The sequence below is a fragment of the Shewanella sp. SNU WT4 genome, from assembly GCF_006494715.1.
Lineage (GTDB): Bacteria > Pseudomonadota > Gammaproteobacteria > Enterobacterales > Shewanellaceae > Shewanella.
Genome location: NZ_CP041151.1, coordinates 1,796,281 through 1,821,707 on the forward strand (window position 1 = coordinate 1,796,281; position 25,427 = coordinate 1,821,707).

At 44.9% G+C, this 25,427-nt stretch carries 22 protein-coding genes, 3 tRNA genes and 1 other RNA gene; 17 read left to right on the forward strand and 9 right to left on the reverse strand.

The window, feature by feature from the left end; genetic code table 11:
• The first annotated feature begins 18 nt into the window (after positions 1 to 18).
• The 9 genes from FJQ87_RS08035 to ppiD all read left to right on the forward strand — a co-directional run bounded on the left by FJQ87_RS08035 (position 19) and on the right by ppiD (position 9,001).
• Positions 19 to 95: transfer RNA gene (locus FJQ87_RS08035), tRNA-Pro, on the forward strand.
• 63 nt (positions 96 to 158) lie between these two features.
• A tRNA-Arg gene (locus tag FJQ87_RS08040) sits at positions 159 to 235 on the forward strand.
• An 8-nt stretch (positions 236 to 243) separates the two neighbouring features.
• Positions 244 to 319, forward strand: a tRNA-His gene (locus FJQ87_RS08045).
• Between the two features lie 244 nt (positions 320 to 563).
• A complete protein-coding gene (gene tig, locus FJQ87_RS08050; RefSeq protein ID WP_140932186.1) occupies positions 564 to 1,868 on the forward strand; it encodes a trigger factor in 1,305 nt (434 codons plus the stop codon).
• 91 nt (positions 1,869 to 1,959) lie between these two features.
• Positions 1,960 to 2,571, forward strand: a complete 612-nt coding sequence (gene clpP / locus FJQ87_RS08055; protein ID WP_140932187.1) for an ATP-dependent Clp endopeptidase proteolytic subunit ClpP — start codon at positions 1,960 to 1,962, stop codon at positions 2,569 to 2,571.
• An 82-nt stretch (positions 2,572 to 2,653) separates the two neighbouring features.
• Positions 2,654 to 3,934 carry an ATP-dependent protease ATP-binding subunit ClpX gene (clpX, locus tag FJQ87_RS08060; protein WP_140932188.1) on the forward strand — a complete coding sequence of 427 codons (1,281 nt, stop codon included), beginning with the start codon at positions 2,654 to 2,656 and terminating at the stop codon, positions 3,932 to 3,934.
• Between the two features lie 129 nt (positions 3,935 to 4,063).
• Positions 4,064 to 6,415 (forward strand): endopeptidase La, encoded by a 2,352-nt coding sequence (gene lon, locus FJQ87_RS08065; RefSeq protein WP_140932189.1) that lies wholly within the window; start codon positions 4,064 to 4,066, stop codon positions 6,413 to 6,415.
• 262 nt (positions 6,416 to 6,677) lie between these two features.
• Positions 6,678 to 6,950 (forward strand): HU family DNA-binding protein, encoded by a 273-nt coding sequence (locus tag FJQ87_RS08070; protein ID WP_140932190.1) that lies wholly within the window; start codon positions 6,678 to 6,680, stop codon positions 6,948 to 6,950.
• Between the two features lie 191 nt (positions 6,951 to 7,141).
• The gene (ppiD, locus tag FJQ87_RS08075; RefSeq protein ID WP_140932191.1) at positions 7,142 to 9,001 is read left to right on the forward strand and encodes a peptidylprolyl isomerase; all 1,860 of its coding nucleotides are present in this window, start codon (positions 7,142 to 7,144) and stop codon (positions 8,999 to 9,001) included.
• An 82-nt stretch (positions 9,002 to 9,083) separates the two neighbouring features.
• Here the strand turns inward: ppiD and FJQ87_RS08080 are convergent, their stop codons facing one another.
• From FJQ87_RS08080 to pspF, 8 genes are all read right to left on the reverse strand, one after another.
• Positions 9,084 to 9,293: a TOBE domain-containing protein gene (locus tag FJQ87_RS08080; RefSeq protein WP_140932192.1), complete on the reverse strand. Its 210-nt coding sequence runs from the start codon at positions 9,291 to 9,293 to the stop codon at positions 9,084 to 9,086.
• A 96-nt stretch (positions 9,294 to 9,389) separates the two neighbouring features.
• Positions 9,390 to 10,592 (reverse strand): enoyl-ACP reductase FabV, encoded by a 1,203-nt coding sequence (fabV, locus tag FJQ87_RS08085; RefSeq protein ID WP_140932193.1) that lies wholly within the window; start codon positions 10,590 to 10,592, stop codon positions 9,390 to 9,392.
• A 229-nt stretch (positions 10,593 to 10,821) separates the two neighbouring features.
• On the reverse strand, positions 10,822 to 11,607 hold the full coding sequence (locus tag FJQ87_RS08090) for an ATP-binding cassette domain-containing protein (protein WP_140934039.1): 786 nt from the start codon (positions 11,605 to 11,607) through the stop codon (positions 10,822 to 10,824).
• On the reverse strand, positions 11,588 to 12,595 hold the full coding sequence (locus FJQ87_RS08095) for an oligopeptide/dipeptide ABC transporter ATP-binding protein (RefSeq protein ID WP_140932194.1): 1,008 nt from the start codon (positions 12,593 to 12,595) through the stop codon (positions 11,588 to 11,590). Before FJQ87_RS08095 ends, FJQ87_RS08090 begins: the two co-directional genes overlap by 20 nt.
• Position 12,596: 1 nt before the next feature.
• The gene (locus FJQ87_RS08100; protein WP_140932195.1) at positions 12,597 to 13,487 is read right to left on the reverse strand and encodes an ABC transporter permease subunit; all 891 of its coding nucleotides are present in this window, start codon (positions 13,485 to 13,487) and stop codon (positions 12,597 to 12,599) included.
• Positions 13,474 to 14,505, reverse strand: coding sequence for an ABC transporter permease (locus FJQ87_RS08105; protein ID WP_140932196.1), 1,032 nt, complete (start codon positions 14,503 to 14,505; stop codon positions 13,474 to 13,476). The genes FJQ87_RS08100 and FJQ87_RS08105 overlap by 14 nt, the downstream gene beginning before the upstream one ends.
• Positions 14,502 to 16,070: an ABC transporter substrate-binding protein gene (locus FJQ87_RS08110; protein ID WP_240778910.1), complete on the reverse strand. Its 1,569-nt coding sequence runs from the start codon at positions 16,068 to 16,070 to the stop codon at positions 14,502 to 14,504. The genes FJQ87_RS08105 and FJQ87_RS08110 overlap by 4 nt, the downstream gene beginning before the upstream one ends.
• Positions 16,071 to 16,198: 128 nt before the next feature.
• Positions 16,199 to 17,275, reverse strand: coding sequence for a phage shock protein operon transcriptional activator (pspF, locus tag FJQ87_RS08115; RefSeq protein ID WP_140932198.1), 1,077 nt, complete (start codon positions 17,273 to 17,275; stop codon positions 16,199 to 16,201).
• Between the two features lie 175 nt (positions 17,276 to 17,450).
• On the opposite strand from pspF, the gene pspA reads away from it, so the two are divergent.
• The 6 genes from pspA (at position 17,451) to FJQ87_RS08145 (ending at position 22,799) form a co-directional block, all read left to right on the forward strand.
• On the forward strand, positions 17,451 to 18,146 hold the full coding sequence (gene pspA, locus FJQ87_RS08120; protein WP_140932199.1) for a phage shock protein PspA: 696 nt from the start codon (positions 17,451 to 17,453) through the stop codon (positions 18,144 to 18,146).
• 10 nt (positions 18,147 to 18,156) lie between these two features.
• Positions 18,157 to 18,390 (forward strand): envelope stress response membrane protein PspB, encoded by a 234-nt coding sequence (gene pspB / locus FJQ87_RS08125; protein ID WP_140932200.1) that lies wholly within the window; start codon positions 18,157 to 18,159, stop codon positions 18,388 to 18,390.
• Positions 18,383 to 18,769 carry an envelope stress response membrane protein PspC gene (pspC, locus tag FJQ87_RS08130; RefSeq protein ID WP_140932201.1) on the forward strand — a complete coding sequence of 129 codons (387 nt, stop codon included), beginning with the start codon at positions 18,383 to 18,385 and terminating at the stop codon, positions 18,767 to 18,769. Before pspB ends, pspC begins: the two co-directional genes overlap by 8 nt.
• 55 nt (positions 18,770 to 18,824) lie before the next feature.
• Positions 18,825 to 20,240: a YcjX family protein gene (locus FJQ87_RS08135; RefSeq protein ID WP_140932202.1), complete on the forward strand. Its 1,416-nt coding sequence runs from the start codon at positions 18,825 to 18,827 to the stop codon at positions 20,238 to 20,240.
• Positions 20,237 to 21,382: a TIGR01620 family protein gene (locus tag FJQ87_RS08140; protein ID WP_140932203.1), complete on the forward strand. Its 1,146-nt coding sequence runs from the start codon at positions 20,237 to 20,239 to the stop codon at positions 21,380 to 21,382. Before FJQ87_RS08135 ends, FJQ87_RS08140 begins: the two co-directional genes overlap by 4 nt.
• Positions 21,383 to 21,608: 226 nt before the next feature.
• Positions 21,609 to 22,799: an aminotransferase class I/II-fold pyridoxal phosphate-dependent enzyme gene (locus FJQ87_RS08145; RefSeq protein WP_140932204.1), complete on the forward strand. Its 1,191-nt coding sequence runs from the start codon at positions 21,609 to 21,611 to the stop codon at positions 22,797 to 22,799.
• A 53-nt stretch (positions 22,800 to 22,852) separates the two neighbouring features.
• Here the strand turns inward: FJQ87_RS08145 and FJQ87_RS08150 are convergent, their stop codons facing one another.
• Entirely contained in the window at positions 22,853 to 24,229 is a 1,377-nt protein-coding gene (locus tag FJQ87_RS08150) for a DASS family sodium-coupled anion symporter (protein ID WP_140932205.1), read from the reverse strand.
• A gap of 343 nt (positions 24,230 to 24,572) precedes the next feature.
• Between FJQ87_RS08150 and FJQ87_RS08155 the strand changes: the two genes are divergently transcribed.
• The gene (locus tag FJQ87_RS08155; protein WP_140932206.1) at positions 24,573 to 24,977 is read left to right on the forward strand and encodes a helix-hairpin-helix domain-containing protein; all 405 of its coding nucleotides are present in this window, start codon (positions 24,573 to 24,575) and stop codon (positions 24,975 to 24,977) included.
• Between the two features lie 141 nt (positions 24,978 to 25,118).
• Positions 25,119 to 25,215: signal recognition particle sRNA small type (gene ffs / locus FJQ87_RS08160), an RNA gene on the forward strand.
• Positions 25,216 to 25,427: the final 212 nt, after the last annotated feature.

A 25,427-nucleotide genomic window follows, 5' to 3' on the forward strand; every position in this document is an offset into this window, starting at 1 on the left:
TTGTTAGATAAGAACATTCGGTGATTAGCGCAGCCCGGTAGCGCATCTGCTTTGGGAGCAGAGGGTCAGAGGTTCGAATCCTCTATCACCGACCATATTCGATTTAATGCTTAGCATTGAGTCAAACCGGTTAGGAAACAGTGTTTACTGTTAACCATGCGCCCGTAGCTCAGTTGGATAGAGCATCCGCCTTCTAAGCGGATGGTCGCAGGTTCGAATCCTGCCGGGCGTACCAAAATTATGGTGATTGTAGCTCAGTTGGTAGAGTCCCGGATTGTGATTCCGGTTGTCGTGGGTTCGAGCCCCATCAGTCACCCCATTATAAAAATAAAAAAAGCGACCTCTGGTCGCTTTTTTTATGTCCGATTGCAGGAAATTGCCCCTCGACTCAACAAAAAACGCTGGCTATAATGTCGGGTCTTGATCAGTATCAACTCCGAGCGAGAAGTGCCACAAATCTAATACGATAGGCATTCAAGCGTAATTAAATCAAGCAACGAATACCTGAATAGTTGATGACTCGACTATTACAAAGGACGTTAGACATATTTCGAGGTAATACAATGCAAGTTTCTGTTGAAACAACTCAAGGCTTAGAGCGTCGCCTGACAATTAGTGTACCAGCTGAACAAATCGAAAAGCTGGTTAATGATAACCTGCAACGTGAAGCCAAGCGTGCACGTATCCCAGGTTTCCGCCCAGGTAAAGTTCCTGCTAGCGTGATCAACAAGCGCTATGGCGCTGCGATTCGCCAGGAAGTGACTGGTGAAATCATGCAACGTAACTTCATCGAAGCTATCATTGCTGAGAAAATGAATCCAGCCGGTGCTCCAACTTTCGTACCAGGTCAATCTGATGCTGAAAAGTTTGAATTCGTAGCGACTTTTGAAGTTTACCCAGAAGTTACCCTGACTGGTTTAGATGCTATCGAAGTAGAAAAGCCTACTGCTGAAGTTACTGACGCTAACGTAGCGACTATGATCGAAACTCTGCGTAAGCAACACGCTACTTTCGACGCAGTTGAGCGCGCGGCTGCTGAAGGCGACAAAGCTATTATCGATTTCGTCGGTAGCATTGACGGTGAAGAATTTGACGGCGGCAAAGCTGAAGGCTTCGAGCTGGAATTAGGCAGCAACCGTATGATCCCAGGTTTTGAAACTGGTGTTATCGGTCATAAAGCCGGTGAGCAGTTTGATATCGAAGTGACCTTCCCAGAAGATTACCACGCTGAAAACTTGAAGGGTAAAGTAGCGACTTTCGCTATTACCTTGAATGAAGTGCGTGCCGCATCTTTACCAGAAGTAACTGATGAGTTCGCAACTCTGTTCGGCATTTCTGAAGGCGGCGTTGCTGCTTTAGAAACTGAGATCCGTAAGAACATGATTCGCGAATTAGAGCAAGCTCTGAAAGCTAACGTTAAGCAGCAAGTGATTGAAGGCTTATTAGCTAACAATGAACTGAGCCTGCCTAAAGCTATGATCGAAAGCGAAATCAACGTATTGCGTCAGCAAGCTATGCAACGTTTTGGTGGCCAAGCCGCTAACATGCCTGAATTACCAGCTGACTTGTTCACTGAACAAGCTGAGCGTCGCGTTAAAGTAGGTCTGTTGTTAGGTGAAGTGATCAAGACTAACGAGCTGAAAGCTGATGAAACTCGTGTTGCAGCACTGATTGAATCTATGGCTTCTGCCTATGAAGATCCAAGTGAAGTAATCGCTTATTACAACAACAACAAAGAGCTGATGCAGAATATGCGCAACGTTGCTTTAGAAGAGCAAGCGGTTGAAGCCTTACTGTCTGGCGCTAAAGTTGCTGAAAAAGCAGTTGAGTTCGAAGAATTTATGAACAAGGCTGGCGCTCGCGCGTAAGTGAAACTTGACTTATTTGGCACTTAGCCATTTATAATGGTTCGTATGGGGCTCCTCATACGAGCCATTTTTTATTTTAGGGAAACTAATAATGGTTAATACGTCGGGATCCGTACAAAATGCACTCGTACCTATGGTTGTTGAACAGACAGCTAAAGGTGAACGCTCGTATGACATTTATTCACGCTTACTTAAAGAGCGTGTGATTTTTCTGGTGGGTCAAGTTGAAGAACATATGGCCAATTTGATTGTGGCGCAGTTATTGTTCCTCGAATCTGAAAATCCAGATAAAGACATTCATTTGTATATCAACTCACCTGGCGGTAGTGTGACTGCGGGTATGGCGATTTATGACACCATGCAATTCATTAAGCCAAACGTCAGTACTGTATGTATTGGCCAAGCGGCCAGCATGGGCGCATTTTTATTAGCGGGTGGTGCTCCAGGTAAGCGTCATTGTTTACCTAATTCACGAGTAATGATCCATCAGCCTCTGGGTGGTTTCCAAGGTCAAGCTTCTGATATCGCAATTCATGCTCAGGAAATTTTGGGCATCAAGAATAAGCTCAATCAAATGCTGGCGGATCACACTGGTCAATCGTTAGAAGTAATTGAACGTGACACGGATCGTGACAATTTCATGAGCGCAACTCAGGCAGTGGACTATGGTCTGGTTGATTCCGTGTTAACTAAACGTGGCTGATCTTTGCTGATTGCTGGGCTATGCTCAGAGATAAGCGATGAAAAATCTAGGCAGTAGAGCAAGCTGCAGATGAGGTAGTAGAATGGGCGATAACAAGAGTAACGGTGACGGCGGCAAACTGCTGTATTGCTCTTTTTGTGGAAAGAGTCAGCATGAAGTACGCAAATTAATAGCTGGCCCTTCCGTCTATGTTTGCGATGAATGCGTTGAATTATGCAATGACATTATTCGTGAAGAAATTAAAGAGATTTCTCCAAAACGCGGGCAAGAAAAATTACCGACTCCGCATGAATTACGTGCGCATTTAGATGATTACGTGATTGGCCAAGAAAAAGCCAAGAAAGTATTGTCGGTAGCCGTGTATAACCATTACAAGCGCTTAAAGAATGCCAGTCCAAAAGACGGCGTTGAACTAGGCAAGAGTAATATTCTGCTGTTAGGCCCAACCGGTAGCGGTAAGACCTTATTGGCAGAAACCTTAGCGCGTTTCTTGAATGTGCCATTCACTATGGCTGATGCCACCACGTTAACCGAAGCCGGTTATGTGGGTGAAGACGTTGAAAACATCATTCAGAAATTACTGCAAAAATGTGATTACGACGTCGAGAAAGCGCAGCGCGGTATCGTCTATATCGATGAAATTGATAAAATCAGTCGAAAGTCTGACAACCCATCAATTACTCGCGACGTGTCTGGTGAAGGTGTGCAGCAAGCTTTACTTAAGCTGATTGAAGGAACTGTTGCTGCAGTACCACCACAAGGCGGCCGTAAGCACCCTCAGCAAGAGTTTTTGCAAGTAGATACCTCTAAGATCCTGTTTATCTGTGGCGGCGCTTTTGCTGGCCTAGAGAAGGTGATTGAGCAACGCTCGCACAAAGGTTCAGGCATAGGTTTTGGTGCTGAAGTTAAAGGTCAAAGCGATAAAGCCACAATTTCACAAACCTTAGCTCAGGTAGAACCTGAAGATTTAGTGAAGTTTGGCTTAATTCCAGAGTTTATTGGCCGTTTACCTGTGTTAGCCACTTTAGAAGAGCTGGATGAAGCTGCCTTAGTGCAGATTCTATCTGAGCCTAAAAACGCGCTGACAAAGCAGTATGCTGCGTTATTCGAGATGGAAAACGTTGAGCTTGAGTTCCGTGAAGATGCGCTGCGCGCCATAGCGCACAAAGCTATGACACGTAAGACAGGTGCTCGTGGTCTACGTTCTATCGTTGAAAGCATTCTGCTTGATACCATGTATGACTTACCGTCAGCAGAAGGTGTCGTGAAAGCTGTGGTTGATGAATCTGTGGTTAAAGGTGAATCTGCACCAATCTTGATGTATGAAAATACTGAAGCGCAAGTTGCGTCAGGTGAGCATTAATTAAGCGATTGTAATTAAATCGAAAAATAAAGGAGCCTTAGGGCTCCTTTTTTTCGTATAGTCCATTGAAACACTATCCCTTGCCCCAATATACTCGCTAATAATGCAACTAAAAAACGGAATCGAGCTATGACAATAGAGCGTGAGACGCAAATCGAACTTCCCGTGCTGCCCCTACGTGATGTAGTGGTTTATCCTCATATGGTTATTCCGTTGTTCGTGGGTAGAGAGAAATCAATTCGCTGCCTTGAAACTGCAATGGAGTTGGATAAACAAATTATTCTGGTAGCTCAGCGCGATGCCGATCTAGATGAACCAACCGTCAATGATATGTATGAGGTGGGTACGGTTGCCTCTATTTTGCAATTACTCAAATTGCCGGATGGAACCGTCAAAGTATTAGTCGAAGGCGGGCGCCGTGCTCGCATTACTCGCTTTACTCAAGAAAACGAATTTTTTGTCGCCAAGGCTAAATACCTCGAATCTGCTGACATGGAAGACAAGGAAGAAGAAGTCCTTGTTCGTAGTGCATTAAGTCAATTCGAAGGTTACGTTAAGCTTAACAAAAAGATCCCGCCAGAAGTCCTGACCTCATTGTCAGGCATTGATGAAGCAGCGCGTCTAGCAGATACCATGGCTGCGCATATGCCATTGAAATTGGCTGACAAGCAGTCTGTGCTGGAAATGGTTAACATTTCCGAGCGTTTAGAATATCTGATGGCCATGATGGAAGCGGAAATTGACCTGTTACAGGTTGAAAAACGTATTCGTTCTCGCGTCAAAAAGCAGATGGAAAAGAGTCAGCGCGAGTATTACCTCAACGAACAGATGAAAGCCATTCAAAAAGAACTTGGCGATCTCGATGAAGGCGGTGATGAATTTGATGTGCTTGCCAAAAAGATTGAAGATGCTGGCATGCCAAAGGATGCCAAAGATAAGGCCATTGCTGAGCTCAATAAGCTGCGGATGATGTCGCCTATGTCGGCTGAAGCCACTGTGGTGCGCTCATACGTCGATTGGATGACTTCAGTGCCTTGGAAAGAGCGCTCACGCATCAAGAAAGATTTAGGCAAAGCGCAAACTATTCTGGATGCTGATCACTTTGGCTTAGAAAAAGTCAAAGATCGCATTTTGGAGTATTTAGCGGTTCAAAGCCGAGTTAAACAGCTCAAAGGCCCTATTTTATGTTTAGTCGGACCACCAGGTGTTGGTAAAACCTCATTAGGTCAGTCGATTGCTAAAGCGACAGGACGCGAATATGTACGAGTTGCCTTAGGCGGCGTACGTGATGAAGCGGAAATTCGTGGTCACCGCCGTACTTATATTGGTTCTATGCCAGGCAAGATTATCCAAAAAATGGCTAAAGTCGGGGTTAAGAACCCGCTATTTTTGCTCGATGAAATCGACAAAATGAGCTCGGATATGCGTGGCGACCCGGCATCTGCCTTACTTGAAGTGTTAGATCCTGAGCAGAACTCAACCTTTAGCGATCACTACTTAGAAGTGGATTACGACCTATCGGACGTAATGTTTGTGGCAACTTCTAACTCTATGGATATTCCAGGGCCACTACTTGACCGCATGGAAGTGATTCGTTTATCGGGTTACACCGAAGATGAAAAACTTAATATTGCTAAGCAGCACTTGCTGACTAAGCAGCTTGAGCGTAATGGCTTGAAGAAGAATGAAATCACCATAGATGATGGTGCGCTACTCAACATTATTCGCTACTATAGCCGTGAAGCGGGTGTACGTGCGCTTGAGCGTGAATTATCTAAGATTTGCCGTAAAGTCGTTAAACAAATTCTGCTGAATAAAGACATTAAGCATGTTGATGTTACCGCTGATAATCTAAAAGAATTTTTAGGTGTGCAGCGTTTTGATTACGGTAAAGCGGAAAGTAAAAATCAGGTCGGTCAAGTGACGGGCTTAGCATGGACACAAGTCGGTGGTGATTTACTCACGATTGAAGCCACCTCTGTGGCTGGTAAAGGCAAACTGCTGTTTACCGGTTCATTAGGCGATGTCATGCAAGAATCGATTCAGGCGGCGATGACAGTAGTGCGCGCCCGCGCTGAGCAATTGGGAATTAACGCTGATTTTTATGAGAAGCGTGATATCCATGTGCATGTGCCAGAAGGTGCTACTCCGAAAGATGGACCTTCAGCTGGCGCGGCTATGTGCACGGCTTTAGTGTCAAGCTTAACGGGTAACCCAGTTCGGGCCGATGTTGCTATGACTGGTGAAATTACCTTACGCGGTGAAGTGTTACCTATTGGTGGCCTTAAAGAAAAACTGTTAGCAGCGCATCGCGGCGGCATAAAACACGTGTTGATCCCTAAGGAAAACGAACGTGATTTGGAAGAAATCCCACAAAATGTGATCGCCGATTTGTGCATTCATCCAGTGCGTTGGGTGGATGAAGTACTTAAATTAGCCTTGGAAAGACCGGTCGAAGGTTTTGAAGTGGTTAAAAAATAGCAAAATAGCAAGAAATTGCGCTAACACACTAAAAAATTGAAAAAAATGGATTAACAAACGCTATTCATGTGGTAGCCTAAGTTTGTGAAGGGTCGGTTGCCCCTAGCCCTTGGGGTGACTGGCTTCTAGCAACTTCCAATATTATATTTTGGTTTTTTGATTAGGCTTGCTCTTTGTGAATAAGCTTGTTATAAAAGCCTCCGCAGTCCGCTCTTAACATGGATTTGGATGCGGAGCGAAAAATTACATTCAAGGGGATGACATGAACAAATCTGAACTGATCGAGAAAATTGCTACTGGTGCTGATATTTCTAAGGCGGCTGCTGGCCGTGCACTGGATTCTTTCATTGAAGCAGTTTCTGAAGGTCTGAAAGAAGGCGATAAAATTTCTCTAGTTGGTTTTGGTACTTTTGAAGTACGTCAGCGCGCTGAGCGTACTGGCCGTAATCCACAAACTGGTCAAGAAATTAAGATTGCAGCAGCTAACATTCCAGCTTTCAAAGCCGGTAAAGCGCTGAAAGACGCAGTTAACTAAGATTGCGCACGGCCTTTAAGGGCTCGTAAAATGAAGCACTGCCTAGCAGTGCTTTTTACGAATTAAAAGGTGGTGATTCAATTGAGTCGGCGCCGGCAATATGACAACAGTTATAGTTGCAAAGACATTAAAGGCGCACCAGCAATGGCTGCGCTTTTTTATTTTTTTTTCGCCAATAAGCGAGTTCAACAATGTTAGAAAAAATTCGCGAAGGTTCACAAGGGGTCATTGCCAAGAGTATTTTGGTACTTGTGATACTGTCTTTCGCATTTGCAGGAGTCAGCAGCTATTTAGGCACTTCGACTGAAGTACCCGCTGCGACAGTGAATGGCCAAGAAATTACCCAAGCACAATTAGAACAAGCGTTCCAAGGTGAGAAGTCACGTATGGAACAACAGTTGGGTGACATGTTCGCGGCCTTATCTGCCGATGATAACTACATGAACCGTTTAAAGCAGTCAGTATTAGATCGCTTAATTGGCGATATCTTACTGGATCAAGCGGCCGATAAAATCGGTTTACGAGTTTCTGACGAGCAGATTAAGCAAGCCATTTTCACTGAAACTGCGTTCCAAACCAATGGTCAGTTTGATAACGAACGTTATCAAGCGGTATTGCGTCAGTTAGGCTATCAGCCAATTCAATTCAGCGACATGATGCGCCAAGACATGACTCGCCGTCAGTTGGTGAGCTCAGTGGTTGGCAGTGAGTTCGTGTTAGCGGGTGAAGCTGAGCAATTAGCTAAACTTCAAGGCCAGACGCGTAATATTCGCTACCAAATTATCGATGCGGCGCCTTTAGCGGCCAATGTGGTGATTAGCGATGAGCAAGCAAAAAGTTTTTATGATGCTAATCAAGCGCAATTTACTAGCCCAGAGCTTGTGAGCTTAGATTATGTTGACTTAGATTTGTCGCAAATGGCGAAGACGGTTGCTGTGACTGATGAGCAAGCGCAAGCCTATTATGATGAGCACAAGACGGATTATCAGACTGCTGAAAAGCGTCTGGCTGCACATATCCTGATTGATGCCGGTCAAGAAGGCGCTGAGCAGAAAGCCAATGACATTCATCAGCAGTTGTTAGCAGGCGCTGATTTTGCGCAGTTAGCCAAGCAAGAGTCTAGTGACAAGTTCACGGCGGTTAATGGCGGTGAACTGGATTGGTTTGAACAAGGCGTTATGTCGCCTGAGTTCGATGAAGCCCTGTTTGCTATTACTGCCAAGGGCGGTGTATCTGCGGTGGTTAAATCTGACTATGGTTATCAAATCATTAAGTTAGTGGACGTACAACCTGGTCAAGCCGAAGCCTTTGATACAGTGAAAGCTGAAATCATAGCTAAGTTGCAGCAAGATAAAGCCACTAACGAGTTTTACCAGTTGCAACAAAAGCTGGCTGACGTGTCTTATGAAGTGCCAGATAGCTTGATTGATGCGGCGCAAGCCATCAATGGTAAAGTGCAAACCACTGACTTATTTAGCCGTCAAAATGCTCCAGCAGGCTTTAATACTCCTGAGATAGTGAAAGCTGCCTTCTCTGAGCAAGTATTATTATCAGGCTTGAACTCAGATGTGTTGCAGATTGCCCCTAATCATGTGATGGTACTGCGTTTGAACAAGCACCAACGTGCAGGTTCGGTTCCGTTTGCTGATGTAAAAGCCGATATCGTGGCGCGTTTACAACAAGAGCAAGCGTTAGAGCAAGCTAAAGTCGCGGCGCAAAACGTAATGGCTAGCATCAAGGCGGATAAACCAGATGCTAACTTAGTGGCTCAGGATAAGATTGGGCGTTATACCCAAGATATTAATCCTGCCATAGTGACTAAGGCTTTCCAAATGCCAAGCCCACAAGGCGCGCCAGTAGTTGATACTGTGGCTTTAGGTCAAGGGTATGGCGTAGTCGTGTTAGACGGCGTTAATGCCGCTGAAGGCATTACGGCTGAAGTATTAGCGACTTTAAGCCAAGGCTTAAGTACGTCACTGAGTCAAACTGACTATATGGCTATGATTGATAGCTTAAAGAAGACAGCTGAAATTACTTTCCCTACGGAATAGTGTTTTAAATCGTCATTCTTAAAATGAGATAACAAAAAGGTCAGCAGCTGCTGACCTTTTTTATTAGCAATTAATCCACAGATTAATCAACAGCAACCATTACGCTGCTTGCTTTAACGATAGCGTAAGCTTCGCCACCGACTTTTAAGCTTAAAGCTTCGCAAGCGTTCTTCGTCACGATAGAAGTGATAACCACGTTTGGTGCTACTTCGATGGCTACTTCATTGTTTACTGAACCTTCAGCGATAGAAACTACAGTGCCTTTCAGGTTGTTGCGTGCGCTAATTTTCATAATATATTCCTAAATATTTCAATTGGTTGGAGCTCTCTGGATAATAATAAAAAAGGCTATCATTAAGATAGCCCTTTTACTTAAGAATGTGATCTATTAGAGATTGATGACATCAAACTCAACCGCAGTACTCACATCAGCCTCATAATCTATGCTGTCGATACCAAAACCGAACAACTTAATAAATTCAGCTTTATATTCAAGGTAGTCAGTTAATTGCGCTAAATTCTCTGTGGTCACTTGTGGCCACAATTGCTGGCAATGCTGCTGAATATCTTCTCTTAATTCCCAATCATCTAAACGCAGGCGGTTGTCTGCATCAGTTTGTGGTTGTGCACCATCGTCTTGATATAAGCGCTCGCGGAACAAACGCAAAATCTGCTCCATGCAACCTTCATGCAGGCCTTGCTCACGCATCTTTTTAAAGACCATAGCAATGTAAAGTGGCATGACAGGAATGGCTGAGCTTGCTTGAGTCACGACGCTTTTTAATACTGCCACATTAGCGCTACCGCCAGTTGGAGCTAATAAGCTGTTTAACTCATGAGCGGCGCGATCTAAATCCATTTTGGCTTTGCCAAGGGCGCCATGCCAGTAAATAGGCCAAGTGATTTCAGTGCCTATGTAAGAATAAGCCACTGTTTTGCAGCCTGGGGCTAATACGCCGGCATCATTTAGGGCATCAATCCACAATTCCCAGTCTTGGCCGCCCATCACAGTGACAGTATCAGCAATCTCTTGCTCGGTAGCAGGTTCAACTGACGCTTCAATGATGCAGTCTTTATTCGTATCAACCGCAGTGGCAGTATAAATATCACCAATAGGCTTTAATGATGAGCGAATAAGCTCGCCGCTGTCTGGCATTTTACGAACTGGCGATGCCAGTGAGTACACCACCATATCAATTTGGCCAAGATCAGCTTTGATAAGTTCGATAACTTTGGCTTTAGCTTCATGGCTGAAGGCATCGCCATTGATAGATTTAGCATAAAGGCCCGCTTCTTTGGCAAACTTGTCATAGGCGGCAGAATTATACCAACCGGCAGTACCAGGCTTGGCTTCTGTCGATGGCTTCTCAAAGAATACGCCTATGGTTGCAGCGCCGCAGCCAAAGCCCGCGGCAATACGAGATGACATGCCATAACCACTGGAGGCTCCCACGACTAATACGCGCTTAGGACCGTGCTTAATTGGGCCTTGGGCTTTAGTCAGGTTGATTTGCTCTAACACATTGGCTTCACAGCCTAATGGATGAGTGGTAGTACAGATAAATCCACGAATTTTCGGTTTAATAATCATGAGATCGCTTCTAGAGTCAACTTTGCACAATAGGATAATGATTTCAGTGAATAAATGGCACTGCTATTTTGCCATCATCCCTAAAATTCACAGTGGTTGGAGCAGTATAGTGTCAGTAATAGCCATGGTTTTTAGCCATGAGCCATTGCGACCATACTCACTCGCCTTACCGCACTAACAACTATTTACGGCTTAAACTATTTACGGCTTAAACTATTTACGGCTTAAACTATTTACGATTGAACAATAAGTCCTGCTCGGCAATAAGCCTTTGGGTATATTCATGCTGAGGATGGTTAAATAATTCTTCAGTACGGGCTTTTTCAACCACTACACCTTTTTGCATCACCATGATTTTGTCACTAAATTGACGAATGATGCCAAGATGATGCGACACAAAAATGTACGACAATCCCAGCTCTTGCTGCAGTTTTAGCAATAAATTCAGAATTTGCGAGCGGACGCTAAAGTCGAGTGCGGTTAAGGCTTCATCGGCAATAATGATTTTAGGATCGAGCATTAATGCTCGTGCCACCGCGACGCGCTGTTTTTGACCTTCAGAAATCATGTGCGGGTAAAATTCAGCATGTTCAGGTAGTAGGCCAACTTTGCGTAAAGTATCAAATACTTGCTTGTTAATAGTGGCTTTATCTAACTGAGTATTAAAGCGTAACGGTTCAGCCAAGAGTTCACCAATGGTGAGCCTTGGGTTAAGCGAAGTGTTAGGATCTTGAAATATCATGCGAATGAGGCGGCAGCGTTTAGAGTTATCATGGCTATCTAATGACACGCCTTCAAACAAGATTTCCCCATTAGTGCGCGGCTCAGCGCCCACTAAGATACGGGCCAAGGTACTTTTACCTGACCCAGCTTCACCTACTATCGCTAAAGTTTCGCCGGCATTAAGCTCAAAACTCACGTCGGATAATGCTTGTGAGTATTGCTTGCGCAGGCGTCGATAACCGCTGAAATAGCGTTTATTGAGATGGTTTACTTTAAGCAGCGCTGTCGTCATTGTCTGACTCGGTTTGGTATGGGAAATGACAGGCATAATACCTATCGCGAATATGGCGTAGATTCGGTTGATTCACGCATTGTCTTTGCGCTTGTGGGCAACGCGGCCCTAAACGACAGCCAATGGGTAAATGCTGCAGCGGCGGCGCCGAGCCTGCAAGTGTTGGCATGATCATCTTATGGCGCATGGGATTACCATAATCCGGTAAACATTCGAGCATAGCTTTGGTGTAAGGATGAAACGGACTGGCGAGCAGCTCTTCGGTTGGACCAGATTCCATCACTTGCCCAGAGTAAAATACGGTTACGCGCCCGCACCATTGCGCTAACGTTTCAATTTCATGGCTAATCAATAAGATGGAAACATCTTGCAGTTGATTGAGCTTAGATAGCAATCTAAAGATTTGTGCCTGAGTACTGACTTCCATTAGGTTAGTGGGTTCATCGGCAATCAGCAATTTGGGCTGCTTTGCTAGTGCCATAGCAATCATTACTTTTTGGCATTCGCCTTCTGATAACTCCCACGCATAACGGCGAATGATGCGATCGGGATCTTTAACGCCGACTTTATGTAACCACTTTTGCATATTAAGCTTGCGGGCTTTACCCCGTTGCCAAAAAGGTAATTGCGGGTTGCTCGGCATAGCTTCAAGTAATTGTGCGCCTATGGTGATGGAGGGATCTAAGCTCGCTGATGGATCTTGAAATATCATGGAAATTTCTGATCCCATGATTTGCCGTCTTTGCTGTTGCGGCATTTCCAGTAGATTCATGCCATCCCACATCATGCGATCGACGGTGACCGTCCAATTGGCCTCTGGAATGCCCATAATGGCGCGCGCCAGTAGGGTACGACCAGAGCCCGATTCCCCAAGTAAGCCATGCACTTCACCGGCATTTAAGGTTAAGCTGACTTTTTCTAGGGCTTTAACTCGGCCATAGGGCGTATCTAACTCAATGGTTAAGTTTCTAATATCAAGTAGTGGCATATTATTGATTCCCTCGTGACATGGCGGTACGTAACCCATCGCCAACTAGGTTTATCGATAACACAGTAAAAAGCAGCGCAAGTCCAGGAATGGTGACATTCCAAGGTGCGACTAATAAAGAGTCAATTCCTTGCGCCACCATAGCGCCCCATTCTGGGCTTGGTGATTGCGCGCCAAGACCTAAAAAACCTAAGGCGGCTATATCTAAAATCGCGGCAGAAATGGCTAAGGTGGTCTGCACTATTAGGGCGTCCCATATATTAGGTAAAATCACATACCAGTAAACTTGCAAGGTATTGGCGCCATCAAGCCTTGCGGCGGTCACATACTCTTTTTGCGACTCTTCGTGCACGGCTTGATGAATAGCGCGCACAAATTGCGGCGTTAACGATAAACCCACAGCCCAAAACACATTTTGAATGCCAGGGCCAGCGACTGCGACCAACAATATCGCCATTAACAGTGACGGAATGGATAAGAGGGCGTCCAATAAGTGCGACAGAATGGAAGATTTAAGCCCGCTCATCATACCTGACAATGAGCCTATGATAAAACCCACCACTAAGGCGGTGAATACGACCAGTAAAGATAAGCCTAAGGTGAGCTGCGCGCCATAAAGGATACGGCTGAAAATATCGCGCCCCAGAGCATCTGTCCCTAAAAAGTGCTCAACCGTACCGGCCGGATCCCATGAAGGCGGCAGTAAAATTGACTGAGTATTTTGAAGTTGCGGCGCATAAGGCGCCATTAATGGGCCAAAGATTGCAATGACTAACAATAAGCCCACGGCCCATAAACCCACCACAGAAAAGGGGTTAGAGCAAAACGACCGCCACACCCGTTTACGAGGGGAGGGAATGCGCTCTTCTTGATAAATACTAATGGGAGGCATAAATCTCTTTCCTACTTTTTGGGTTCGCTGCGGTATGAATAATATCGATAAAAATACTAAAGAAGATGATCAATAAGGCGACCGCCATAATACCGCCTTGAATGACAGTGTAATCGCGCTGATAAATGCCTTGCACTAACCAAGCGCCAACGCCAGGCCAAGCAAAGATCACTTCCACCACTATGGCATAACTGGCAAAGGGACCCAGCATAATGCCTAGGTTTTTGAGCACAGGGATTAAGGCGTTAGGTAGCGCATGTTTCATCACTATTTGGCGAGTATGCAGGCCGCGCGCTTCTGCGGCGCGAATATAGGTTTGCTGCATCACATTCATCATGGCGCTGCGGGTTAAGCGCACAACCACAGTGAATGGAAATACCGCTAAGGTGAAGGCCGGTAAAATCATGTGCTGCAAGGCATCAATAAAGGCGCTGTAGCTATATTCATTATCCGATAACAGGCAATCAATCAGTAAAAAACCAGTCACTGGCTGGATGTCATAAAGAAGGTTAATTTGCCCTGAAATCGGCAGCCAGCCTAATTTAACCCCAAACCACAGTGATAAAGACAAACCTAACCAAAATACCGGAATGGAATAGCCTGTGAGCGTAATGGCAATAATACTGTTCTGAGTGAGCTTATCTTTACTTAAGGACGCAACCACGCCAATGGGAATACCAAAACCTAAGGCGAGCATGGCGGTGACTATGATGAGTTCAAACGAGGCGGGCAGTACATCGGCAAGTTCACTGGCAACACTTTGCTGGGAGGTGACTGAGATGCCAAGATTGCCACTTAACCTCTGCTGCAAATAGGCAATAAACTGGCTGAACTGACCATCGTCTAAATGATAATCGCGATTAATTTGCTCGGCTTGTAATTCAGTTGGTTGCTCTATTCCGCTAAGAGCATAACTGCTACTGACAGGGAATAAGTGAGTGGCCACAAACAGCACTAATAACAACACTATACTAGTGGCTAGAAATAAATTAAGGCGTCTTAGTAAGTAATAACTCATGGTTGCAGCTCCTGCACTTGTTTCACCTTATCAAAGGCAATGCCGCCAAAAGCGGGCAAGGGCATATGGCTCACAGTATCATTGACTAAAACCATGCGCTGCGCGTGCGCTAGGCTCACTAAGGGGACCTGTTGACGCACTATTTTTTCGGCATCAGCATACAAAGCCTTACGGGCTAACTGCGATGGCGTGGCGCGCGCTTGATTTAGCAAAGATTCTAACGGGACATGACAAAAACGTGAGCGATTAGTGCTACTCATAATGGCGTTACAACTTAGAAGCGGCGTAAAGAAGTTATCGGGGTCGCTATTATCTGCGTTCCAGCCAATTAATACCGTATCGTAATCGGCTTGATTGAGCTTATTGATAAACACACTCCAGCCATAACTTACGATTTTGGCTTTAACGCCTATGTTGGCTAAGTCGGCTTGAATGAGTTCTGCGGTTTTGTTGGGGTTAGGGTTGTAGCTGCGCCCGACAGGAGCCGACCAAATATCTAAGCTTAAATCGCTAATGCCAGCTTGCTTAAGTAAGGCAATGGCGCGCTCAGGGTCATACACTGAATCGACGTGAATATCATCAAACGCCCAAGATGCTGGCGGTAGTAATCCATGGGCAATGACGCCTTTATCGCGGTAAACCGCATCGAGTATGTTTTGTTTATTGACCGCCATTTCTAAGGCTTGGCGCACTTCTAAGCGATCAAACGGACTCTTTTGGGTGTTAAAGGCCCAAAATGAAACATTTAAACCCGGGTGGCTCTCAAGTCTAAGCTTTGGATGGAGCTCAACTACGTCAAGCTCTACAGGCTTAGGTAAGGCCGAAACACTGCAATCGCCTGTGATTAATTTTACCAAGCGAGTCGCGCTCATGGGGGTGATATCAAACACTAACATAGGCAATTGCCCAGCCTCACCCCAATAATTTGGATGGCGACGATAACGGATCATTTCATTTTTGACATATTGCTGAAATTGATACGGGCCTGTACCTATGACTTCAGTATCCAAACGCTCTGGCATGTTAGTAAACAATAACTGCTGCGCATATTCACTGGAATGTATGACGGCAAAATCTGTGGCCAGATTCGATAAAAATGTGCCATTAGGCTCAGTTAAGTGAAACACCAGTTCTAAGTCGTTGATTTTTTCTATGCTTTTTATTTGCTTAGCAAAACTGATGCTTTCAAAAAATGGATAGCCAGTTTTTGAAACAAAGTGATAAGGATGGTTTGGGTTGATAATGCGCTCAAATGAAAAGAGAACATCATCAGCCGTTAAGGTGCGACTTGGGGTAAAGATGTCACTTTGATGAAAATGCACATCATCGCGTAAGGTAAAGTGATAACGCAGGCCGTCTTGACTGACATGCCATCGTTTGGCGATGGAAGGCACTATGGTCTCTTGTTGATGGTTATATTCCACCAAACGATTAAAAAGCTGCTGAGAGGTGGCATCGATAGTGGTGCCTGATGTCACTAATTGCGGATTAAAGGTCTCTGGATTGCCCTCAGAGCAATAGACTAATCCCGCCGGTAGTGTTTGAGGACTACAGCCACCCAGCATTACCGCCGCGACTAAGGTCAACCCAAGGTAGATAGTGCCACTTAAGGACAGCTTCATATCAAGATCGATTATTATAGATAACAAGAATCGTATTTTAACAGTGCCTTTGAGTTTGGAGCAAACCCAGCTCAATCTTTATCCAATAAATTGTATTTTTTGAGAATTCCGCGCAACTGATGATAGCTTAATGACAATAATTCTGCGGTTTTCTTCTGATTAAACTGCCCTAGGGTTAATGCTTGCTCTAACAAAGCTTTTTCTTGTTGTTCACAATGAGTTTTAAAATCCAGTGGAAAGCTTAGCTGAGCGGCATTTGTTGTGGCAGCGTTAGCACCATTAGCTGCTGATATTGAGCTAGTGTCGTTTGTGACTGCAGCCTTACTTGGTCTTCTATCTTGAGTGCGTATGCTTTGCTTAGGCCGAAAAGGAGAGTCAAAGGGGTCAAGGGTAATGTCTTGAATAGGTTTATCGCGCTGTTGATTACGATACACGGCGCGCTCCACCACGTTTTTAAGTTCACGAATATTTCCAGGCCATTGATGATCAAGCAAGATTTGTTTACTGCTCGCACTAAATCCCGCGAAGTATTCAAGCCTAAGTTGGCGCGCCATACCAATCGCAAAATATTCTGCCAGTGACATAATATCTTCAGGGCGACAGCGCAGCGGCGGTAAGGTGATGACATCAAAGGCTAATCTATCGAGTAAATCGGCGCGAAACTCCCCCGCATCTGCAAAGCTAGGTAAATCTTCATTGGCGGCGCATATTAAACGCACATCGGTTTTTAAGGAGCGATTGCCGCCCACACGCTCATACTCGCCATATTCAATGACTCTCAACAGCTTTTCTTGAATAAGCCCTGAGGTATTGGCCAGTTCATCTAAAAATAAGGTGCCACCATCGGCGCGCTCAAAGCGACCTTCATGGCGTGCTTTGGCGCCAGTGAATGCACCGGTTTCATGGCCAAACAATTCGCTTTCTAATAGGCTATCACTTAAGGAGGAGCAATTAAGCTTAATAAAGCTCTGATCCCAACGGGTCGATAAGAAATGAATGCGTTCAGCAATCAGTTCTTTACCTGTGCCTCGTTCACCTATGATAAGTACAGGTTTAGATAAGGGCGCTATTTGCGATACATGCTCAAGGACTTCGAGTAGGGCATTCGATTGGCCGATGAGATTGTCTTGTTGGTTTTGTTTAGCCACGATAATTTTTGGTCTATGTCACTAACAAATGGTGAAAATTATAATATGTGTCTAGTTGGTGAAAATAAAGATAAACTTAAAAATATATCTATCATATTGTAATTGAAAGGAATTTAAAAGTTGGCACGAAATGTGATTAAAGAACATTGTAACCGCTAACTTTGAGGATAAGATTATGGGAATTTTTTCACGCTTTGCAGATATCATTAATTCAAACATCAGTGCTTTATTAGATAAAGCCGAAGATCCTGAAAAAATGGTACGTCTTATCATTCAAGAAATGGAAGATACTTTAGTTGAAGTGCGCTCAACCTCAGCTCGTGTTTTAGCTGAGAAAAAAGAAGTGCACCGCCGCGTTGCTCGCATTGAAGAACAAGTGGCAGATTGGCATGCTAAAGCGGAACTGGCGTTATCTAAAGATCGTGAAGATTTAGCCAAAGCCGCGTTAGTCGAAAAGCAAAAAGCCAACGATACCTTAAAAGCCTTGAGCGATGAAATGCTGATCATCGATGAGCAAATTAGTCGCTTAAAAGATGAAATCACGCAATTACAAGAAAAGTTAGCCGATGCGAAGGCGCGTCAGAAAACCATTATCATGCGTAATCAAACGGCGACGTCGCGCTTAGAAGTGAAACGCCGCTTAGATTCCAGCAAAATTGATGATGCCATGCTCAAGTTTGAGCAGTACGAGCGCCGGGTAGAAGGGATTGAAGCGCAAGTGGAAGCCTATGAATTATCTAAGGGCGCCAATAAAGGCTCATTAGCGGATGAATTTGCCGCGCTGCAAGCAGAAGATGAAGTGTCGGCTGAATTAGCGGCCATGAAAGCTAAAATGCAGGCTAATGCCGCCACTGAACCTAAAAAATCATAAGGAGTAACTTATGGATTTAGATCTGCTCATCGCCCCGATTATTATTTTTTTAGTGGTGGTTGCACCTATCTGGTTGGTGCTGCATTACCGCAGTAAGAAACAAGTTAATCAGGGCTTTACCGAGGAAGAGTTTACTCAGCTAAATGAGTTGATTGTTAAGGCCGATAAAATGAGCCAGCGCATAGCAAGCTTAGAGGCAATCCTTGATACCGATAGCCCAGAGTGGAGGAGTCGCCATGAGTAGAGGCACCTTATACCGCAATCGCGCGCAGGGGAAAATCGCTGGAGTGTGCGCAGGCCTTGCAGACTACTTTAACTTTGAGACCTGGTTAGTGCGAGTTGTAGTTGTATCGATTTTCTTACTGGGCGGCTCTGGCGTAGTGTTTATTTTGTATATAGCGCTGTGGGTCATCCTTGATGAGACGCCAAAAACGCAAAATATGGACGCTTATCATAAAGAGTCAGGGCTTAAAAAGAAGGCGTGGCAAGCAGGTGAGCCCGCTAAACAAGCGCTAGCAGATTTGAACGGCCGTTTTCGCGCCATTGATATTAGATTGCAGAATATCGAGCGCCATGTAACGTCGGATCAATATGATTTAAAGAGACAAATCAATAATCTTTAGATGTGCTTTCGTTATACTAGGTGGCTAATGCCACCTTTTGTTTTTGGGGTCTTTTATGATAAATGTGCGTCACTCATGGTCACGACTGCAGCAGCAAGCGCAGCAAGTGGCACTGCGCGCCGGTGATAGGCATATTCGTTTAGCAGTTACCGGTTTATCGGGCGCAGGTAAAACCGCCTTTGTGACCGCCTTAGTCAATCAATTGACCTTAGGGACAGACAAGCTCCCGTTATTTGCCGCCGCGCGCGAACATAGGCTGATTGGGGTTAAGCGCGTGATGCAACCGGATTTAAATATTGCGAGCTTTGATTATCAAGGGGCGATAGCGCAATTAACAGGGGAGCCACCTCAGTGGCCATCATCGACCCGCAGTATTAGCGAGTTAAGATTAGCTTTGCGGTATCAGCCAACGAAAGGGCTACGAGCTAAGCTGGTGGACTCTGCCACTTTATATCTAGATATCATTGATTATCCTGGAGAATGGCTACTTGATTTACCTATGCTCAAACTCGACTTTGTGCAGTGGTCTAAAGAGATGCAAACCCAAGCGCAAAAATTTAGTCATAGTCCACTATTTGCGGACTTTACTCAGGCACTATCAGCACTTGATTTAGCGGCGCCCGCCGATGAGCAAGTGCTCGCTAAACTCAGTGAGCATTATCAGACGTTATTAGTCGATTTAGTGAATGAACACGGTTTTTATCAAGTGCAGCCCGGGCGGATGTTATTGCCAGGTGAGCTTGCTGGCGCGCCAATATTAAGCTTTTTTCCGTTATTGACTGTGACAGATGATGAGTGGGCCGCGCTTAACAATAGCGATAAGCATTCTTTTTTCCATGTGTTGCAGCATAGATACCAGCAATATATCGCTAAGGTAGTAAAGCCTTTTTATCGAGATTACTTTTGCCATTTTGACAGGCAAGTGGTGCTGGTGGACTGTTTAGGCGGCTTAAATCGCGGTAAATATCAGTTTGAAGATATGACATCCGCGCTCGAGCAAATTCTCGAGAGTTTTCAATTTGGTCAAAATAGCTTATTGAAGCGATTATTTGCGCCAAAAATCGATAAGTTACTGTTTGCTGCCAGTAAAGTGGATCATATCAGTCGCGATCAACAAGCTAATCTATTGCATTTACTCACCCACCTATTAAAGAGTGGTCAGCAGCAGGCAAAATTTGATGGTTGTATCGTTGAAACTATGGCCATCAGCGCCATTAAAGCCAGTAAACATGGCATGGTTGATACGGCCGCAGGCCCATGTGAAGTCGTGCAAGGCAATGCTCTTGATACGGGTTTACCGCTCACTATTTTCCCCGGTGAAGTGCCGACCAGTTTACCTCAGGCTGATTTTTGGTCGTCTCAAGGCTTTGATTTTCCATCGTTTGCGCCACCATTAGCGCTAAATAAGCGCTTTGAGCATATTCGCATGGATCACTTGTTTGAATTTATTCTGGGAGACAAGCTGTTATGAATACCGGTGCTGATAACTCCCTCAAAGGGCGCCAAGAGTTTACGGCGGTGAATGATGCTGCCACTGAAGCTTCAAAAGATAAACATAATTTGCAAAGCCGCACTCAGTTTGCTGCTAATACTTTTGTGGCTATCGATGAGCAAACATCAAATCTTGAACAAGAGAATTTAGATGCCGCCTTTGCGCCAGCCCAAACTAAGCGTAAACGCTCGCGTTTATTGGTGCTGGTGGTGTTATTATTGTGCGCTGTGGTTGGGGTTGAAACATATTTGAGCCTGCGCGCGGCCTTAGCGCAATCTGTGTGGCTGTTTGCTTTGTATGGCTCAACCTTAGTGGCGCTGGTAGCATTTGCTGGCCGCGCGCTATGGTCTGAGTTTAAAAAATTGCGGCGTTTACGCCATACGCTAGCATGGCAAGAGACTGGCGACAGACTGCGCCTTAGCATGCAATCTGGTGAAGCGGCGCCTGTTATTCGGCAATTAGCCCAAGGGTTTGGCGATGATAAAGATGCCGAGGGTAAAAAGCGTACGTTAGTGGCCATACAGCAAATGGCATTAAGTCAGTATTATGCTAAAGCGACCGCTGATCATAACGACGCTGAGCAAGTGCAATTATTTGAAATCGAAGTCTTATATCCACTTGATAAGCAGGCGCAAAGCATAGTGAGTCGCTACGCCTTAGAAGCCGCGACCTTGTTAGCGGCAAGTCCATTAGCTGTGATGGATATGGCGATTATTTTGTGGCGCAATCAAAAGCTATTAAATGATATTGCCGCTTGCTACGGGATTGAGCTTGGCTATTGGAGCCGGATAAGGCTACTGAAAACCATAGTGCTTAATGTAATTTATGCTGGTACTACTGAAATTATTACCGATTTAGGCAGTCAGTTATTATCTATGGAAATGACAGGTAAGTTGTCGGCGCGTTTAGCCCAAGGGGTTGGCGGCGGACTATTAACGGCAAGGCTTGGTTATCAAGCCATGGCCTTGTGTCGCCCGTTAGCTTTTGCGCCTGAACACAAGCCTAAATTATCAAGAGTCCATAAAGACTTACTTATCGAGCTAAAGCGGATTTTTACCGACAAGCAGGACTCAGGCTTAAATGCTGAAACAATCACTCAAGCTGAAAAAGTAAAGCGCTGAAGTCAAATGCAGTCGATATCATCTATATGTGTAATCAAAAAGTGTCATCAAAGAATGTTATCTATGAGTGCTCTGCTATTTAAGCCATATGCACACTCACTACACAGCTAGGACATCCCAAATGTAACGTATTAGTTACGCTGGTTTTTGGGGTTATTTAGGGTTGCTGCTATGCCCTGATCATTGGACTCGCTAGAGTGAAGCTAATGATCATAGGGGATATATTATGAGACACACTGCAAAAGAATGGCATCTTGCCACTCTCGCCATTCATGGCCCCAAGCCTAGTCATCAAGCGCGTCCTTTGGTTAAACCTTTAGTTCAAAGTGCCACCTTTGTGTTTGACAGTGTCGAGCAAGGTGGCCGCTGTTTTAGTGGTGAAGAGTGTGGTGATATTTACACCCGCCTTGGCAATCCATCCATTCGGGAGCTAGAACAAACCATAGCGGCTTTAGAAGGCGCAGAAGCTGCAGCGGCGACAGCTTCTGGCATGGCGGCAGTGAGTGGCGCTTTGCTGGCTAATTTACAAGCTGGCGATCATCTCATCGCCAGCCACGCCATTTACGGTTGCAGTTTCTCGTTAATCACTGAGCAATTACCAAAATTTGGCATACAGGTGAGTTTGGTTGATTTTGCCCAACTTGATGCCATTACCGCGGCTATCAAGGTCAATACTAAGCTGGTGTTTTACGAGACGCCAGTAAACCCGCATTTAGATGTCTATGATATTGCAGCGGTATCAGACATATGTCAACGCCATCAATTAATATCTATTGTTGATAACACCTTTATGACACCGCTGTTGCAGCAGCCCTTAGCCCTTGGCGCTGACATAGTCATACATAGCGCCACTAAGTATCTTAATGGTCATGGCGATGTGATAGCAGGAGTCGTGTGTGGCAGTGAGCTATTTATCTCTCATCTTAAAAGCACCATTATTAAAGACTTTGGCGGCGTGTTATCGCCGCACGATGCTTGGCTTATTTCTCGGGGGCTTAAAACCTTAGATATCAGGATGGCGCGACATTGCCAAAGCGCGCAAGTGGTGGCTGAGTTTTTGCAGGCACACAGCTTAGTGAGTAAGGTCTATTACCCTGGGCTGAGCACTCATGCCGGGCATTTATTAATGAGCACGCAAATGCAAGGGGCGGGTGGGGTGATAGCCTTTGAATTGAAGGCCGATTTACAGCAAGCCAAAGCCTTTGTTAATCGCTTACAGTTATTTAGCATAGCCGTCAGTTTAGGCGACGCCGAATCCTTAATTCAGCATCCTGCCTCTATGACTCACTCGCCTTATACGCCAGAGGCTAGAAAACTTGCTGGCATATCCGATAATTTACTGCGCATCTCAGTGGGGCTTGAAAATGTGACGGATATTATTGCCGACCTAAAACAAGCCTTGGCCGGCATAGGGTGATAGCTGGCGCAGCGCCAGCCATTACCTCTTTACTATGCACTTATGGCTATGGCTTATATGTTCCAAAAGGTATGAGCCACGATATAAAGCACTACTATGCTGATGAGGTTAATTATCATGCCAGCTTTGACCATTTCAGATTGGCGGACATGACCTGAACCATAAACAATGGCATTGGGAGGTGTTGCTACAGGTAACATAAACGCGCATGACGCGGCTATTCCTATGAGCACTGCTAGCATAATCGGCGACACACCCAGTGGTTCGGCGATGGCCGCAAAAATAGGTACTAATAAGGCGGCGCTTGCCGTATTACTGGCAAATTCAGTCAGCATGATCACAAAGGCAATAACCACTAAAGTGAACAGCGCCATATGGGTGCTACCAAACACATCAGTTACCCAATGGGCTAGAAATACACTGGTTCCTGTGGTTTTTAAGATGGCGCTTAGGGTTAGGCCGCCACCAAATAAAATCAGCACGCCCCAATCTGTGGTCTGCTCAATTTTCTTCCAGCTCACTAAGCCCAATCCTGCCAGTAACGCTACTGCGCTAAGTGCCACTACGGTATCAAACTGTGAAATACCGCCTAATGCTGAAGCTAGTGGTACGCTAAAGACCCACGCCAGCACTGTGAGTAAGAAAATTCCTAAAGTAACCTTGCCGCTAAAGCTGAGTTCTTGCTCTTCAGTATTTATTTTACAAACAAAGGCTAAATCAGGTTTCAAGAAAAAATATAAGGCGATGAGCATGCTTGGCAGCATTAACGCCACTGTGATTAAACCAAACTTGAGCCAATCGGCAAAACTTAATCCCACTTGAGCGGCGGCAATGGCATTTGGCGGACTGCCAACTAAGGTGCCTATACCGCCAATGTTCGCTGAATAAGCTATGCCTAACAGTAAAAACAAATAGGTACTTTTATGCTGATTGTAATCCAGCTGTTTTAAGATACCTAAGGCAAGCGGCAGCATCATAGCCGCAGTCGCCGTGTTACTTATCCACATAGACAATAAGGCCGTCACCGCAAACATTAATAAACAGGCTGAGCTCAGTTTGCCTTTTGACGCTTTAAGTACCTTGTTGGCAATCAGCTTATCAATCCCTTGATAATTGAGTGCCGCGGCCATGACAAAGCCACCGAAGAATAAATAAATGATGGGATTAGAAAAGTTAGCCATAGCGGTTTTGACGTCAAACACCCCAAGGGCGACAGCGACTATGGGAACTAAGATGGCGGTGACACTGAGATGGATAGCTTCGGTTAGCCATAAAATGGCGGTAAATACTAAGATGGCTAACCCAGTGTTGACCTCAGGTTCATAGGGTAAAAATTCTTTAAGCAAAAACAGCAAGACTATATCAACGCCCACTATGGCTAAATTGGCTGCGACTTGATGGTTGGGTGGTCGACTCTGTGTTTGCTGCATAATTATCCCTTTCTGCACGAGTTTTTAACTCACTGTAGGGGAGAGATACCCTTATACAAATATCTTTATTAATGCTTGCTTTGTTGGTTTTTTATCACTTTTACTACTTATTTTGGGGTATTTTGGTTGGTTAACGAATTAATGAGGTTGTTTTTCAACAAATACTAGATATATCAATAGTTAGTATCCTTTCGTGGCTAAAGACTGTAATTAAACCAGATGTCATTTATGTGATCTTGATATGGTTTTTTTATGAGAATTGGTAACTTGCACTTAGCTTTTACTGGTCTAGGCTTTTATTTGACCAAGGAGTTAGAGGTCATTTACTAATAGGAGAAAGTGAATGAGAAAAATTTTATCCGTTTTTGGTTTGTCCATGTTGTCATTTTTATTTGTACCCTCAACTTTTGCTGCCGATCCGCAGCTTAAGGCGGTGAAGGAAAGCACCAAAGCCATTCCGAGCACAGCAACAGATAAAGTGAGCACTAAAGCGTTAGAGGCTAAAGCTGAAGCGCGAGGCGCCATGGAGAAGCCAAAATCGAGTGTTGGCCAAGCCATGCGAATTAATATCAATACCGCAAACGTGGAAGAATTAAGTATGCTTGATGGGGTTGGCCCGTCTAAAGCACAAGCGATTGTTGATTATCGCAAACAACATGGTAAGTTTTCATCGATTGATGACTTGCTGAATGTGAAAGGCATAGGTCCTAAGACGCTGGATAGCAACCGTAATCTGCTGGGTTTGTAACCACAAAGGTGGTATTTGTTCAATCAGTGTTCACTTGGAGCCACTAATAGTGTTAGTGGCTTTTTAATGCTTGAATATCTTAAGGGGCTAAGGGATAATGACTTCGTTGTCAGAGAGAAATCCTGATAAATCAATGGTGACCTAGGGTCCCCCCGCAATGATAACCTGTGAACTCGGCCAGGCCCGGAAGGGAGCAACCGCAGCAGGCGACTCGTGTGCCGGGGTGTGGCTCTAGGGAACCTCCAAATTGTTTTATTCCTTAGCTTACAATCAATTAAACCTTCTTGTTATTCCAATTACTCTCCAGCGTAAATTAATTTATCCCTTTGTTTTATGGTCATTTAATCGTTTCGTATTAATCCACTCAGTTGTTAATTCAGTATGCTGTTGTTTGGTTTTCTTGGCCTTTCTTACTATTTTCTTTTGCCATTTTTGTAGCAAGGCTTTTTA